Raw genomic sequence first — 14,387 nt, 5'->3', positions numbered from 1 at the left:
AGGCTACTCCTCGAGCAGCGCGGCGCGGACGTCCGCCACCGCGGCGAGCGCCCCGGTGAGCGTCCAGTCCACCCCTGCTGCTCGTACGACGACGGAGTCGCCGCCGGCGCCCCGCACGATCGCCGCACCCGGGAGCCGGTCCCAGTCGGCGACGCTGTGCTGGAAGAGCACGTCCCACTGACCGCCGGCGATCGCCATGCAGTCCATCGTCCCGGAGCCGAGCATCCGCAGGGTGCCCACCTGGCCCAGCGCGCGGGTGAAGGCCTCCCCCACCGGCCCGCCGTAGAACGGCGGGTGCAGGTAGGTCACTGCGCAGCGCGCCTCGCGGGCGATCTCGGGCAGCGGTGCGAGGCGGACGCCGTCGCAGGTGCTGGGCAGGTCGGGGCCACCGACCCACGTGCGCTGCTGGGCGGCGTGGTGCACGGCGCCGAGGAGCACGTCGGCCTCGTCGGTGAGCGCCAGGGCCGAGCACCACCAGTCGCTGCCGCGGGTGAAGTTGAAGGTGCCGTCGACCGGGTCGATCACCCACGTCCGACCCGAGGTGCCGGGTCGTGAGGTGCCCTCCTCACCCACGATCGCGTCGTCGGGCCGCTCGGCGCCGAGCCGCTCGACGATCAGTCGTTCGGCAGCCGTGTCGGCCTGGGTGACGACGTCGGAGCCACTGGTCTTCCGCTCGACGTCGAGCCCGCCCTCGCGGATCCGCGCGGCCAGCGCTGCGGCGTCCCGCACCAGCTCGGCGGCGAGGGCGGCATCGGCGAGCAGGCGGGAGTCGTCCACGGACGCCACGCTAGCCCGAGGGCGTACTGTGGCCGGACGGAGCCACCCAGGCTTCCGACAAGGGAGCCCCGATGAGCGACAAGTCGCCACGGCAAGGCATGTCCAAGAAGTCCGGCAAGTCCATCAAGGAAAAGCGTGCCGACAAGCACGCCAAGGCGGCCGGGAAGAGCGGCGCCGACGAGACGTTCCTCCCGCCGAAGAAGAAGTGAGCCTGCTCAGCCTCGGTGTGATCGGCACGTCGGCCAAGGAGAACGAGCACCGGCTCCCCCTCCATCCCGACCACCTCGCGCGCCTCGCGCCCGAGGTCGCAGCGCGCACCACGCTCGAGCACGGGTACGCCCGTCGCTTCGGCGTCTCGGACGAGGAGCTCGCTCCGCACGTGGCGGGCTTCGCGACGCGCGAGGAGATCCTCGAGGGCTCCGACGTCGTGGTGCTGCCCAAGCCGCAGCACGAGGACGTCGCCCGGATGCACACCGGGCAGGTCCTCTGGGGCTGGCCGCACTGCGTCCAGGACCCCGAGATGACCCAGCTCGCGATCGACCGTGAGCTGACGCTGATCGCCTTCGAGGCGATGAACCACTGGACCTCGGACGGCCACGTCGGGCTGCACGTCTTCCACAAGAACAACGAGCTCGCCGGCTACTGCTCGGTGCTCCAGGCGATGGAGCTCGTCGGGATCACCGGCGACTACGGCCGCCGGCTGAGCGCTGTCGTGATCGGCTTCGGGGCCACCGCGCGCGGGGCCGTCACGGCGCTCAAGGCACACGGCGTCGGCGACGTCGCCGTCCTCACCACGCGCGGGGTGGCCGCCGTCGGCTCGCCGATCCACTCGGTGCGGATCCGGCAGTGGGACCACGACCCCGACGGCGAGGGCATCAGTGTCGTCACCGACCGCGGTCGCGAGCCGCTGGCGCCCTACCTCGCGGAGAACGACATCGTCGTGAACTGCACGCTGCAGGACACGGCGGCGCCGCTGACCTACCTCCGGACCGAGGACGTGGCCGCCTTCCGCAACGGCAGCCTGATCGTCGACGTGTCGTGCGACGAGGGCATGGGCTTCTCCTGGGCCGTGCCGACCACCTTCGACGAGCCGATGTTCACCGTCGGCGGTCGCGTCCACTACTACGCGGTCGACCACAGCCCGTCGTACCTCTGGAACTCGGCCACGTGGGAGAACAGCGAGGCGCTGCTGCCGTTCGTCGACCTCGTCCTCTCCGGCCCCGCGAGCTGGGACGCGTCGGAGGTGCTGAGCCGGGCGATCGAGATCCGCGCGGGACGTGTGTGCAACCCGGCGATCCTGGCGTTCCAGGGCCGGTCGGCGGAGCACCCCTACCCCGTCGGCTGACCCTCCGAGCCTGCACTGGGCCACGCATCCGCGAGCAGCCGGCGGGTGTCCTCGAGCAGCTGCGGGAGCATCTTCGTGCCGCCGACGACGGTGATGAAGTTGGCGTCGCCCGTCCACCGCGGTACGACGTGCTGGTGCAGGTGGTCGGCCAGCGAGCCACCGGCCGAGCGCCCGAGGTTGAGCCCGACGTTGAAGGAGTGGGGGCTGCTGACGGCGCGGATGGCCCGCAGCGCCTGCTGGGTCATCGTCATCAGCTCACTGGCCTCGCCCGCGGTGAGGTCGGTGAGGTCGGCGACGTGGCGGTAGGGCAGCACCATCAGGTGCCCGGGGTTGTAGGGGTGCAGGTTGAGGACGGCGTACGTCGACCCACCGCGCGCCACGACCAGCGACTCGTCGTCGGGGTGGCCCGGGATCGCACAGAACGGGCAGCCGTCGTCGTCGACGGCCGTGCGGACGTAGGCCATCCGGTGGGGCGTCCAGATCCGCTCGAGACCGTCCTTGCTCATGCACGTACTCGCTTCGCTCCGTGCGCGCATGAGGCACATGTCGCACTGTGTTGTCTGATGAGCTCGCTCCGCTCGCACATGCGCACGATCCTAGGGTGGGGGCATGACCACGATCCGTCCGGCCGGCGACGCCGACATGGCCGCGGTGGCCGATCTCTGGCACGAGGGCTGGCACGACGGCCACGCCGGGCGGGTACCCGAAGGGCTCACCGAGCTGCGCACGCTGGCGGCGTTCCACGAGCGCACGCCGGCCCGGGTCGCCGACACCACGGTGGCCGTGTCCGACTCCGGGGACCTGCTGGGGTTCGTGATGGTCGTCGGCGACGAGGTCGAGCAGGTCTTCGTCGGACGCACGGCCCGCGGCAGCGGCCTCGCAGCCGAGCTGCTCAGCGTCGCCGAGCAGCAGGTGGGCTCCGCAGGCCACGAGTCCGCCTGGCTCGCGGTGGTCGCCGGCAACGCCCGCGCGCGCCGCTTCTACGAGAAGCAGGGCTGGGTCGACGACGGTGACCTGCCCTATGAGGTCACCGCCGGCGGACTGACGTTCACGTCGCCCTGCCGGAGGTACGTCAAGACACGATGAGGTCACGCGGGACGTCATACGGACGGGGCAAGCGCTTGTCCCGTCCGTATGACGTCGAAGCGGGCGGTGAGCCTCAGGTCCAGGCCTTCGCGAGCCGTTCGACGATCTCGGTGAGCCGCTCGGGCGAGGTGGCGAAGTTGAGGCGTACGTGCCCGGTCGAGCCGGGCGCGTAGGACGCGCCGTCACTCAGCTGCACCCGGCCGCGCTCGAGGGCAACCCATGCCGCGTCGTCGTGGCCGTAGGCGGAGGCGTCGAGCCAGGCGAGGTAGGTCGCCTCGACCGGCCGCATCCGCACCTCCGGCAGGTGCTCGGCGAGCAGTGACCCGAGCAGGCTGCGCTGCTGGTCGAGGCGCTCGACCAGCGAGGCGAGCCAGGGGTCACCGTGGTCGTAGGCCGCGAGCGCGGCGACCACGCCGAGGGCCGAGTAGGAGTCGTTGCGCGACATCGGCTCCGCGTCGAGCCGGGCCCGGTCGGCACCTGAGGGCACGACGAGCTGGGCGCACTTCAGGCCGGCGGTGTTGAACGCCTTGGACGCCGAGACCACCGCGACCGCGTGGTCGTGGGTGCCGTCGATGGCGAGGTAGGAGACGTGCTCCGCGCCGGGCAGCACCAGTGGGGCGAAGATCTCGTCGCTCACGACGCGGGCGCCGTGGCGGAGGACGACGTCGCGGATCCCCTCCAGCTCGGCGCGGGTGAACGCACGGCTTGTGCGGCTGATTCAGGATCAGCGTCTGCGCGCCGTCGGCGAGGAGCCGGTCGAGCCGGTCGAGGTCGATCTCGGCACGCTCGGCCGAGGCCGGCACCTCGAGCAGGTGCTCGACGCGACCGGTGATGTCGGCCAGCCGGTGCTGGGCGTTGTAGCCGGGCGTCGGGAAGACCACTCCGCCGGGCCCGCTGAGGACGTCGATCGCGAGGCGGACGCCCGCCGTCACGTCAACGACGGCGCGGACCGCCGAGGCCTCCGGCGCCCACCCGAAGTGCCGTCCGGCCCAGCCGACGTAGGCCTCGGCGAGCTCGGGGTAGTGGTCGAGCGGGTAGCCGGTGACGCCGACGGCGAGCGCCCGCTGGACGGCCTCCATCACCACCGGGTCGACTGCATAGTCCATCTCCGCGACCCACGCGGGGATCACGTCGTCGGGCACCGTGCCCCACTTCAGCGGCAGCGCGCGGCGCGCCTCCTCGTCGGTGAGGTCGACGACCGGGCGGCGCTCGGAGGCGCTCACGAGGCTCAGACCTGCTCGCGGGACGCGACCGCTGCCGCCACCCTCTCGATCGCCTCGGCGACGGGCACGCCGTTGTCCTGGCGTCCGTCGCGGTAGCGGAACGAGACCGCGCCCTTCTCGACGTCGTCGTCACCGGCGATCAGCATGAACGGCACCTTCTGCAGCTGCGCGTTGCGGATCTTCTTCTGCATCCGGTCGTCGGACTCGTCCACCTCGACGCGCAGCCCCTGTGCCTTCATGGTGCGGGCGATGTCGAAGAGGTAGTCGTTGTGCCGCTCCGCGATCGGGATGCCCTGCACCTGGACGGGTGCCAGCCAGGGCGGGAACGCGCCGGCGTAGTGCTCGACCAGGACGCCGATGAACCGCTCGATCGAGCCGAACTTCGCGGAGTGGATCATGACCGGCTGCTGGCGGGTGCCGTCGGCGGCGACGTACTCCAGGTTGAAGCGGTCGACCGACGGCTGGTTGAAGTCGTACTGGATGGTCGACATCTGCCAGGTGCGCCCGATCGCGTCGCGCGCCTGCACCGACACCTTGGGGCCGTAGTAGGCGGCCCCCCCGGGATCGGGCACGAGCTCGAGCCCGGACTCCTCGCAGACCTTGCGCAGCACCTCGGTGGCCATCTCCCAGTCCTCGTCGGACCCGATGAACTTGTCCGGCTTGGAGTCGTCGCGGGTCGAGAGCTCGAGGTAGAAGTCGTTCAGCCCGAAGTCGCGGAAGAGTCCGAGGCAGAAGTCGAGGAGGTGCTTGATCTCACCCGGCGCCTGCTCGGGGGTGACGTAGGAGTGGGAGTCGTCCTGGGCGAAGCCACGCACCCGGGTCAGGCCGTGGACGACGCCGGACTTCTCGTGGCGGTAGACCGAGCCGAACTCGAACAAGCGCAGCGGCAGCTCGCGGTAGGAGCGCTGCCGCGAGCGGTAGATGAGGTTGTGCATCGGGCAGTTCATCGCCTTGAGGCGGTAGTCCATGCCGTCGACGTCGAGGGCGGGGAACATCCCCTCGCCGTAGTAGGGAAGGTGACCCGACGTGTAGAAGAGCCCCTCCTTGGCGATGTGGGGGGTGCCGACGTACTCGAAGCCCTCCTCGATGTGGCGCAGTCGGACGTAGTCCTCCATCTCGCGCTTGATCACTCCGCCGCGGGGGTGGAACACCGGGAGGCCCGAGCCGATCTCGTCGGGGAAGGAGAACAGGTCGAGCTCGCGGCCGAGCCTGCGGTGGTCGCGGCGCTCGGCCTCCTCGAGGCGGTGGAGGTGCTCCTCGAGCGCCTCCTTGGTCTCCCAGGCGGTGCCGTAGATGCGCTGGAGCTGCTTGTTCTTCTCGTCGCCGCGCCAGTAGGCCGCCGCACTGCGCATCAGCTTGAACGCGGGGATCCGCTTGGTGGTCGGCAGGTGCGGGCCGCGGCAGAGGTCGGACCACTTGGCCTCGCCGGAGCGACCGATGTTGTCGTAGATGGTGAGCTCGCCGGCCCCCACCTCGACCGAGGCGCCCTCGGTGTCGGAGGCACCCGATCCGCCCTTGAGGCCGATCAGCTCGATCTTGTAGGGCTCGTCCTTGAGCTCGGTCAGCGCGTCGGCATCGGTGGTGACCCGGCGCTCGAAGCGCTGGTTCTCCTTGATGATCTTGCGCATCGCGGACTCGATCTTGACGAGGTCCTCCGGCACGAACGGGGTCTCGACGTCGAAGTCGTAGTAGAACCCGTTGTCGATCGGCGGGCCGATGCCGAGCTTGGCCTCGGGCCAGAGCTGCTGCACGGCCTGGGCCATCACGTGCGCGGTCGAGTGGCGCAGGATGTCGCGGCCGTCGGCGCTGTCGATGGCCACGGCCTCGACCTCGTCGCCGTCATGGAGCTCGTAGGCGAGGTCCTTGAGCTGACCGGCCACGCGAGCGGCCACCACGTCGGCGTCGTCGCGGAACAGCTCCCACGCCTTGGTGCCCGTCGTCACCGAGGTCTCCGCACGCTGGTCTGCGTGGATGCGGACGACCTGGATGTCTGACACGGGAGCTCCTTGACGGGGTGGGACGGATGTCGCGTCGACCCTATCGGCCGGACCGGGCCGTCCTCACGCCGGTTTCGCCGCGCTCGGACGTGCCAGCGCTCAGAAGCCTCGGGGCAGTGCCGCGGTGAGCGTCTTGATCGAGGCGTCGTCGAACAGGTCGCGGGGATAGACGCTGAACACGTCGGGCGACAGGAAGGGTCCCTTGCGCCGGAGGAGCACGGCGTCCGCGGTGACCCGGCGGGCGTCGTACATCTCCCACCGCACGGCGAGGACGACCGCATCCAGCTCGGTGGTGATCGAGTCGGCCGTCACCTCGGCACGGAGGGTGCGACCGAGGGGGTAGGCCGAGCGGACCGCCGACCGTGCCCGGAGCGCCACGCGCGGAGTGGTGAGCACCCACACGACGGCGATCACGGCACCGACGGAGAGCCACGCTCCCGACCGGACGGCGGCACCGACGGCGAGGAACGCAAGAGCCGAGACGACCGGCATCATCGAGTCCGCGGACAGGGTGACGGCGCGGGCGATGGCGGCACCCGTCCGCGCCGTCACGTCCTCGGTGAGGGTCAGCGAGAGCGGCAGGGCACTGGCCGGCTCCGGCGCGGACTCAGCCCCCTCCGGCGTCGCAAGGTGACCCTCGAGGAACCCGATCTCCGCTTCCGTCAGCAGCCCCGCCGGCAGGACGAACGACAGCTGGCGTCCGTGGACGGTGACGTACGAGCGGAACCGCGTGACCACGAGGACCGAGCCGCGACCCAGCTCCACCTCGCCGGTCGCGTCCGTGACCACCACGGCCGGGTCGCCGTCGAGCCGGTGGCCCACGGTGATCGACTGCCCGACGCCCAGACCGTGCCGCATGGTGCGACCGAGGTGCAGCCAGCGGAGGACGGCCCAGCCGACAACGACGACGAGGGCCACGACGACGCCCGTCACCGGACGAGCGAGCACGACCCCGAGCACGACGGCCGCCACCCCGACGGCGAGCACGCCGCGCGCGTGACGCACGACGTCGACGGTCATGTCGGTGCGCAGGCGCAGGTGCAGGCCGCGATCGACGACGACCGTCCGGCCCTCCTGAACCTGTTCGTGCACCGGCACAGGCTAGGCCGGTCCCACCCGGGCGGGTGGACGAACCGGTGAAGCTGAGTGAACCGGGGTACGCCTCAGTATGTCCATCGCCCAGTCCCGGAAGCAGGTCGCTGCTCCGCCCCGGTCCACGCCGCTGACGATCGCTTCCGTGCCCGCGGGGCACGTGTACGTCCGCCACCTCGCGCCGCTCGGCGGCGACGGCGTCGTACGCCTCCCCGACCCGGACCCGGCCAACCCGGACCGGCCGGCCGGCGCCACCTGGTGGCCGCCGGTGATGCTCGACCCCGAGTGGGCGCGCACGGCCGACTTCGACGTGTTCCACCTGCACTTCGGCTTCGACGCCGTGCGACCCGAGGACCTCGAGAAGCTGACGAAGGTCCTGCGCGGACGCGGCAAGCCCTTCGTGTTCACCGTCCACGACCTGCGCAACCCGCACCACCGCGACCGTGCGCTGCACGACGAGCAGCTCGACGTGCTGGTGGGTGCGGCCGACGCCCTCGTCACGTTGACCCCGGGCGCGGCGCGCGAGATCGAGTCGCGGTGGGGCCGTGCGCCATTGGTCGTCCCCCACCCGCACGTCGTCGACCTGCCGACGATCTCGCGCGCGCTGGAGGTGCGACCGCGGTGGCGTCGGCGGCCGTTCCGCGTGGGCCTGCACCTCAAGAGCCTGCGCGCCAACATGGACCCGATGCGGATCCTGCCGACCCTCGTGGAGACCGTGGCCGACCTCGACGACGCGGTGCTGCAGGTCAACTGCCACCGTGACGTCCTCGACGACGACGGCGCCCGTCGGGACGCGGAGCTCTCGGCCTGGCTGCGCCGCGAGGCCGCGGCCGGGCGGCTCGAGCTGGAGGTCCACGACTACCTCTCCGACGAGGACCTGTGGGGCTACCTGGCCTCGCTCGACCTGTCGGTGCTGCCCTACACCTTCGGCACCCACTCCGGCTGGCTCGAGGCCTGCCGCGACCTGCAGACGACCGTGCTCGCCCCGAGCTGCGGTTACTACGCCGACCAGGGACCGATCCTGGGCTACACCAACGACGGCGACGACTTCGACGCAGCATCCCTGCGCGACGCGGTCGTGCGCGCGCACGACGAGCGACCGCGCTACGGCGCGAGCGTCGACGAGCGCACCGAGCAACGCCGCTCGGTCGCGCGGGCCCACGAGGATCTCTACCGGGAGGTGAGCAGGTGACGGTACGTCTTCCCGGAAACCCACTGCGGATCTGTCTGGTCGCCAACTGCCGCTTTCCGATCGCAGAGCCCTTCACCGGAGGGCTCGAGTCGATGACCTGGCACCTCGCCAGCGAGCTGGTCCGCCGTGGGCACGAGGTCTCGGTCTTCGCCGCCCCGGGCTCCGACCCGGGCCTCGGCGCGGTCGAGCTGGCCGTCGAGGCGATGCCGGACCGGGCCGGGCGCCACGACGTCGACGCACCGCCCTCCGTCGAGGTGGCCGAGCACCACGCCTACCTCTCGCTGATGCTCCAGCTGGGCGGCCGCGACGGTGCGGAGTTCGACGTCCTCCACAACAACAGCCTCCACTACCTCCCCGTCGCGATGGCGCGCTCGCTGCCGATGCCGGTCCTCACCACCCTGCACACGCCTCCCCTGTGGTGGCTCGAGTCGGCGGTGCAGATGGACGGCGGCAGCAGCTCCTTCGCGTCGGTCTCCCGGCACACTGCCGCATCCTGGGCGCCCATCACCGAGAGCACCGTGGTGCTCAACGGGGTCGACGTCGATCAGTGGCCGGCCGGTCCGGGCGGCGAGACCGCCGTCTGGTCGGGGCGGATCGTGGAGGAGAAGGCACCGCACCACGCCCTTCTCGCCGCCCGCATGGCCGGGGTGCCGATCGTGCTCGCGGGTCCGATCCTCGACGCCACCTACTTCCGCGAGTCGGTCGAGCCGCTGCTCGGTCCGGGGGCGACGTACGCCGGACACCTCGCGCAGGCCGAGCTCGCGAGCCTGGTCGGCAGTGCGGGCGTCGCCGTCGTCACGCCCGCGTGGGACGAGCCCTACGGCCTGGTGGCCGCGGAGGCCCTGTCGTGCGGCACTCCGGTGGCGGCCTACGCCCGCGGCGGCCTGCCCGAGGTGCTGTCGGCCGACACGGGACGGCTGGCCGAGCCCGGCCAGGTCGACGTCCTCGCCCGCGCGACCCGGGAGGCGATGTCGCTCGACCGCGCTGCCTGCCGGGCGCACGCGGTGGCCGAGCTCTCGCTCGGGCGGATGGTCGACCGTTACGAGGACACCTACCTCCAGCTCGTCGACCGCCGGCTCGCCGCGTGATCGGCTACTACGTCCACCACCACGGCAACGGCCACCTCCACCGGGCGATCACCGTCGCGCCGCACCTGCCTGACCAGGTGACCGGCTTCTCCTCCCTCCCCCGACCTGACGTGTGGACCGGTCCGTGGGTGCAGCTCCCGCGCGACGACAGCGCTCCCGGCTACGTCGGGGCCGACGTGACCGCGCGGGGCCTGCTGCACTGGGTCCCGCTCGGCGATGCCGGGCTGCGTGGCCGGATGGCGGCCATCTCCGCCTGGATCGAGGACCACGCGCCGTCGGCGATGGTCGTCGACCAGTCGGTCGAGGTGTGCCTGCTGGCCCGCCTGCACGGCGTCCCGGTCGTGGCGATGACGGCACCAGGACGGCGTACGGACCCGGCGCACGCGCTGGGCTTCGGCACCGCCACGGCGGTCGTCGGTGCCTGGCCGGCCGGCTGGACGGACCGCATGCTCCCCGGCCTCGACCGGGAGGTGCACGCGATCGGTGCGGTCTCGAGGTTCGCCGTCGCCCGGGGGCCGCGACGGCCCTCCGGACGCCGTCCGCACGCGGTGCTGCTGGCCGGGACCGGTGGCGACGGCTTCACCCGGGCCTCGATCGACCGCGCCCGCACACAGACCCCGGGCTGGGACTGGACCGTGCTGAGCCGGACGCTGGGCACCTGGCACGCGGACCCCGCAGCAGTGCTGGCCACCGCGGACGTCGCCGTGCTGCACCCGGGCCAGAACTCGCTCGCGGAGGTGGCCGCCCTGCGGGTGCCGGCCGTCGTGGTGCCCGCGGACCGGCCCTTCGACGAGCAGCACGTCACCGCCTCGGTCCTGGCCGACGGGTGGCCGGCCGTCGTGGTGGACGCGGTCCCCGCGACCGGTTGGGGAGACCTGCTCGACCAGGCCCGCCTCCTCGACGGCGAGGGCTGGGCCGCCTGGTGCGACGGCGGTGCCCCGACCCGGCTCGCCGGGGTCGTGAGCGGCGTCGTCGACAACCGCGACCGCGCGGCATGACGGGCACCGCTGTGGTGACGGTCGTCCACGACCGGCACGACCACCTGGCCCGGCAGCGCGCTTCGCTGGCCCTGTCGTCGTGCGCGCCCGACCACCACGTCGTCGTCGCGGTCGACGACCCGGTCGTCGCGGCCGCCGACTGGTGCGCGACGTCGCTGCCCGCCGACCCGCTGGGCCTCCCGATCGCCGCCGCCCGCAACCGTGGGGCCGAGGTCGCGATCGCTCGTGGTGCCGACGTGCTGGTCTTCCTCGACGTGGACTGCCTCGTCGATCCCGGTCTCGTCGCGGCGTACGCCGACGTGGTGCGCGACGAGCCGCGGACCGTCTGGTCGGGACCGGTCACCTACCTCGAGCGACCCCCTCCCGGCGGTTACGACCTCGCGACGCTGACCGCCCTCGACTCCCCCCACCCGGCCCGGCCGGCGCCCGGCTTCGGCGTCCGGATCAGGGGCGCCGACCCGGACCTCTTCTGGTCGCTGTCGTTCGCGTGCTCGGTGGACGCGTGGCGCCGCATCGGCGGCTTCTGCGAGGACTACGTCGGCTACGGCGGCGAGGACACCGACTTCGCCCGCACGATCGCGAACTCCGCCCTCGACCTCGGCTGGGTCGGGGACGCCCGGGCCTACCACCAGTGGCACCCGGTGTCGCGGCCGCCGGTCGAGCACGTCGACGACATCGTGCGCAACGCCGAGATCTACCGCCGACGGTGGGGCACGACGCCGATGCTCGGGTGGCTCGAGGCGTTCGAGCAGCGGGGCCTGGTCTCCCGCGGCGACGACGGCGAGTGGCTCGCCGTCCCGCCGGGCGCCGCCGGTCAGTGACCGGCGGGCTCCTGCTCCCCCGTCTGCACGCGCCAGAGGGCGGCGTACGCGCCGTCGCCGGCGATCAGCTCGTCGTGCGTGCCGGCCTCGATGACGCGGCCGGCGTCGAGCACCCAGATCCGGTGCGCGTGCCGCACGGTCGAGAGCCGGTGGGCGACGACGATCGCGGTGCGCTGCGCGGTGGCGCGGCGCAGGGAGCGCTGGATGGCCGCCTCGGTCTCGTTGTCGACCGCGCTGGTCGCCTCGTCGAGGACGAGGACGGCGGGGTCGCGCAGCAGCGCGCGGGCCAGGGCGAGCCGCTGCCGCTGGCCGCCCGACAGCGTCACGCCCCGCTCGCCGACCCACGTGTCGAGGCCCTGCGGCATCTCGTCGATGAAGTCGAGCGCGGCCGCTGACTCGGCTGCGGCGCGGACCTCGTCCCGGGTCGCGCCGGGCCGGCCGTAGGCGATGTTGTCGGCCACGGAGCCCGCGAACATGAAGACGTCCTGGGCGACGTAGCCCATCGATCCGCGCAGCGAGTCCCAGTCGAGGTCGCGGACGTCCTGGCCGTCGAAGAGCACGTGCCCGTCACGCGGGTCGTCGAAGCGCAGCACCAGGCGCAGCAGCGAGGACTTGCCCGAGCCGGTGGAGCCCACGATCGCGTGCGTCTCGCCCGCCGGGACGACGAGGTCGATGCCGTGGAGGACGTCCGGGCCGTCGGCGTAGCCGGAACGCACGCCGCGCAGCTCGACGCGCCCCGCCACGGGTCGCTCGAGTGCCGTGGCCCCGGCCGGCACGGTGACCGGGATGTCGAGGAGGGCGAGGATGCGCGCGGCGGAGGCGCGGCCGCGCTGGTAGAGGTCGAGGACCTCGGCGACCTCGGTCAGCGGCCACAGGAGTCGCTGGGTCATGAAGACCAGCACGGAGTAGAGGCCGACCTGGAGGTCGCCGCGCAGGGTCGCCCACCCGCCGAGGAGCAGGGTGCAGGTGAAGCCGGCGAGGATCGCCATCCGCACGAGCGGCACGAAGGCGGCCGACGAGCGGATCGCCTCGGTGTTGGCCTCTCGGTAGGCCTGCGAGACCGCCGACACCCGGTCGCGCTCACGGTCCTCGGCGGTGAACGCCTTGATCGTCGCGATGCCGGAGATGTTGACCGACAGGGTGCTCGACAGGTCGGAGACCGCGACCCGTACACGGTCGTAGAGCGGCTCGAGCCGACGCTGGAAGACGAGCGAGCCGATCACGATCAGCGGGATCGGCAGGAACGCCAGCACGAGCAGCTGCGTCGACGCCGCGGCGAAGACGGCCCCGACGAGCAGCACGTTGAGCGCGGTCTGCAGGATTGCCGGCGCACCGACGTCGAGGAAGCGCTCGAGCTGGTTGACGTCGTCGTTGAGCGTGGCGAGCGTCGACCCGGCGGGTCGGCTCTCGTGCCAGCCCAGGTCGAGGTGCTGGACGTGGTCGTAGGCCTCGACGCGCAGGTCGTGCTCCACGCCCTGGGCCAGGCCGCGCCACAGCACGCTGGCGACGTACTGGCTGAGCGACTCGACCACCCACACGACGGCGTTGATGACGGCGAGCCAGCCCAGCTGGGCGAAGCGCGACTCGACGCCGAGCACCTCGCCGACGAAGGAGCCGTCACCGCGCACGACGACGTCCACCGCCGCGCCGATCAGCAGCTCCGGCACGACATCGGCGACCTTGTTGATCGTCGAGGCGACGACGGCGCCGACGAACCGCGCGCGGTAGGCGTCGTAGCGGCGCCAGAGCTCACGCAGCGGCTGGACGGTCGGGCGGTCGGCGGGGGAGGCTGCTGGCACGGGTAGAGGCTAGGGCGGCGGGCCGGACCGACCTGTCAGCGGGCCGCGTCGAGGTAGCCGACCATGCGGTCGAAGAGCGCCGACGCCCGGTGGAGGTCGGCCGAGCCCGCCACGGGGTCCGCGTCGGGCAGGTCGGGCGCCCTCTGCCGCCAGTCCGGGCGGTAGCGGTCGGCGAGGGCCGCGGCCAACCGGCTGGCGTCGCGGACCACCACGGGGTCGACGGACCACATCGCCTCGAAGCGGCGGTCAGCTGAGAACGCGTCCTGGCCGGGGCGCTCGACGGCGGTGAGGAAGGCGGGCAGGTCGGGCGAGTCGCAGATGACGAGCCACTCGCGGTTGAGCTGGGCGTCGCGGGGCAGGGCCACCTCGACGGGCTCGCCCGGCTCGAGGGGTGCGGGATCGGCGAAGTCCGCGAAGACGACGGCGTGGCGGGCCGTGCGGGCCAGCTCGCGCCAGCGGTCGTGCGACCCGCGCAGGAAGGTCTCGCGCTGGAACCCGCCGAAGAGGAGCGGCTCCGCGGCCCGGGCACAGCACTCGTCCTCGATCGCCCAGCTCATCGCGACCAGGGTGGGTCGCGTGAGCACCTGCGGCGCCAGGACGGGGTGCCGGCGGCGGATCTCTGCGAAGACCGAGCCCGACCGAGCCGGCCCGTCGACGACGCGCTGCACGGCCGCGGGGAGGGAGAGCCCCGAGCTCCGCCGCTCCAGCACGTCGAGCACGGCGCGCACCTCCGACTCCGCGTAGCGCCGGTGGCCCCCGTCGGCCTGGCGCACGGGTCGCGGAAATCCGTAGCGGGATTCCCAGCTGCGCAGCGTCGTAGTGGGTACACCGGTACGACGGGCGAGCTCACCGATGGTGAGGGGTGCGTGCGACGTGGACACCGATGACTCCTATGCATGATGTCTAGATATAGTTGCAAGTCTTGCATAGATTGACTCGGGACAGGTGCACCCGTGAGGAGGGGGACGA

At 72.4% G+C, this 14,387-nt stretch carries 15 protein-coding genes; 8 read left to right on the top strand and 7 right to left on the bottom strand.

Annotated features, from left to right (window positions below; genetic code table 11):
- Nucleotides 1-3: 3 nt before the first annotated feature.
- A complete protein-coding gene (locus tag EUA06_RS02735) occupies nt 4-777 on the bottom strand; it encodes an inositol monophosphatase family protein (RefSeq protein ID WP_129473453.1) in 774 nt (257 codons plus the stop codon).
- Nucleotides 778-848: 71 nt separating this feature from the next.
- Here EUA06_RS02735 and EUA06_RS22285 point away from each other — a divergent pair, with 71 nt between their 5' ends.
- On the top strand, nt 849-986 hold the full coding sequence (locus EUA06_RS22285) for a hypothetical protein (RefSeq protein WP_165354226.1): 138 nt from the start codon (nt 849-851) through the stop codon (nt 984-986).
- On the top strand, nt 983-2,122 hold the full coding sequence (locus EUA06_RS02730; protein WP_129473452.1) for a N(5)-(carboxyethyl)ornithine synthase: 1,140 nt from the start codon (nt 983-985) through the stop codon (nt 2,120-2,122). Before EUA06_RS22285 ends, EUA06_RS02730 begins: the two co-directional genes overlap by 4 nt.
- On the opposite strand, the gene EUA06_RS02725 is transcribed toward EUA06_RS02730, so the two are convergent.
- A complete protein-coding gene (locus tag EUA06_RS02725; RefSeq protein ID WP_242497927.1) occupies nt 2,107-2,628 on the bottom strand; it encodes an HIT family protein in 522 nt (173 codons plus the stop codon). The two genes, EUA06_RS02730 and EUA06_RS02725, sit on opposite strands and share 16 nt — an antisense overlap.
- 103 nt (nt 2,629-2,731) lie before the next feature.
- Here EUA06_RS02725 and EUA06_RS02720 point away from each other — a divergent pair, with 103 nt between their 5' ends.
- The gene (locus EUA06_RS02720) at nt 2,732-3,208 is read left to right on the top strand and encodes a GNAT family N-acetyltransferase (RefSeq protein ID WP_129473450.1); all 477 of its coding nucleotides are present in this window, start codon (nt 2,732-2,734) and stop codon (nt 3,206-3,208) included.
- A gap of 73 nt (nt 3,209-3,281) precedes the next feature.
- On the opposite strand, the gene EUA06_RS02715 is transcribed toward EUA06_RS02720, so the two are convergent.
- Nucleotides 3,282-3,881: an aminotransferase class I/II-fold pyridoxal phosphate-dependent enzyme gene (locus EUA06_RS02715; protein ID WP_242497957.1), complete on the bottom strand. Its 600-nt coding sequence runs from the start codon at nt 3,879-3,881 to the stop codon at nt 3,282-3,284.
- Nucleotides 3,882-3,900: 19 nt separating this feature from the next.
- Here EUA06_RS02715 and EUA06_RS02710 point away from each other — a divergent pair, with 19 nt between their 5' ends.
- On the top strand, nt 3,901-4,527 hold the full coding sequence (locus EUA06_RS02710) for a hypothetical protein (RefSeq protein ID WP_129473448.1): 627 nt from the start codon (nt 3,901-3,903) through the stop codon (nt 4,525-4,527).
- Here the strand turns inward: EUA06_RS02710 and thrS are convergent.
- Nucleotides 4,437-6,428, bottom strand: a complete 1,992-nt coding sequence (gene thrS, locus EUA06_RS02705; RefSeq protein WP_129473447.1) for a threonine--tRNA ligase — start codon at nt 6,426-6,428, stop codon at nt 4,437-4,439. The genes EUA06_RS02710 and thrS overlap by 91 nt on opposite strands.
- Nucleotides 6,429-6,527: 99 nt before the next feature.
- The gene (locus EUA06_RS02700) at nt 6,528-7,520 is read right to left on the bottom strand and encodes a hypothetical protein (RefSeq protein WP_129473446.1); all 993 of its coding nucleotides are present in this window, start codon (nt 7,518-7,520) and stop codon (nt 6,528-6,530) included.
- 145 nt (nt 7,521-7,665) lie between these two features.
- On the opposite strand from EUA06_RS02700, the gene EUA06_RS02695 reads away from it, so the two are divergent.
- From EUA06_RS02695 to EUA06_RS02680, 4 genes are read left to right on the top strand one after another with little or no spacing between them, the layout of a single operon-like run.
- Entirely contained in the window at nt 7,666-8,712 is a 1,047-nt protein-coding gene (locus tag EUA06_RS02695; protein WP_242497926.1) for a glycosyltransferase family protein, read from the top strand.
- Entirely contained in the window at nt 8,709-9,800 is a 1,092-nt protein-coding gene (locus tag EUA06_RS02690; RefSeq protein ID WP_277985647.1) for a glycosyltransferase family 4 protein, read from the top strand. The genes EUA06_RS02695 and EUA06_RS02690 overlap by 4 nt, the downstream gene beginning before the upstream one ends.
- On the top strand, nt 9,797-10,798 hold the full coding sequence (locus tag EUA06_RS02685) for a glycosyltransferase (RefSeq protein WP_129473443.1): 1,002 nt from the start codon (nt 9,797-9,799) through the stop codon (nt 10,796-10,798). Before EUA06_RS02690 ends, EUA06_RS02685 begins: the two co-directional genes overlap by 4 nt.
- Nucleotides 10,795-11,619, top strand: coding sequence for a glycosyltransferase family 2 protein (locus EUA06_RS02680; RefSeq protein WP_129473442.1), 825 nt, complete (start codon nt 10,795-10,797; stop codon nt 11,617-11,619). Before EUA06_RS02685 ends, EUA06_RS02680 begins: the two co-directional genes overlap by 4 nt.
- Here the strand turns inward: EUA06_RS02680 and EUA06_RS02675 are convergent.
- Complete coding sequence (locus EUA06_RS02675) at nt 11,613-13,418, bottom strand: ABC transporter ATP-binding protein (RefSeq protein ID WP_129473441.1); 1,806 nt, start codon at nt 13,416-13,418, stop codon at nt 11,613-11,615. The genes EUA06_RS02680 and EUA06_RS02675 overlap by 7 nt on opposite strands.
- A gap of 35 nt (nt 13,419-13,453) precedes the next feature.
- Nucleotides 13,454-14,299, bottom strand: a complete 846-nt coding sequence (locus EUA06_RS02670) for a DICT sensory domain-containing protein (protein ID WP_129473440.1) — start codon at nt 14,297-14,299, stop codon at nt 13,454-13,456.
- Nucleotides 14,300-14,387: the final 88 nt, after the last annotated feature.

This window comes from Nocardioides glacieisoli (assembly GCF_004137245.1).
Taxonomy (GTDB): domain Bacteria; phylum Actinomycetota; class Actinomycetes; order Propionibacteriales; family Nocardioidaceae; genus Nocardioides; species Nocardioides glacieisoli.
Note: the sequence above shows the minus strand (reverse complement) of the source record. Positions and strands in the feature narration are given on the sequence as shown.

What these genes read in the sequence shown, in the direction of transcription:
- EUA06_RS22285 (WP_165354226.1), top strand. Translation starts at nt 849, where the DNA reads ATGAGCGACAAGTCGCCACGGCAAGGCATGTCCAAGAAGTCCGGCAAG.
- EUA06_RS02725 (WP_242497927.1), bottom strand. Translation starts at nt 2,628, where the DNA reads ATGAGCAAGGACGGTCTCGAGCGGATCTGGACGCCCCACCGGATGGCC.
- EUA06_RS02720 (WP_129473450.1), top strand. Translation starts at nt 2,732, where the DNA reads ATGACCACGATCCGTCCGGCCGGCGACGCCGACATGGCCGCGGTGGCC.
- EUA06_RS02680 (WP_129473442.1), top strand. Translation starts at nt 10,795, where the DNA reads ATGACGGGCACCGCTGTGGTGACGGTCGTCCACGACCGGCACGACCAC.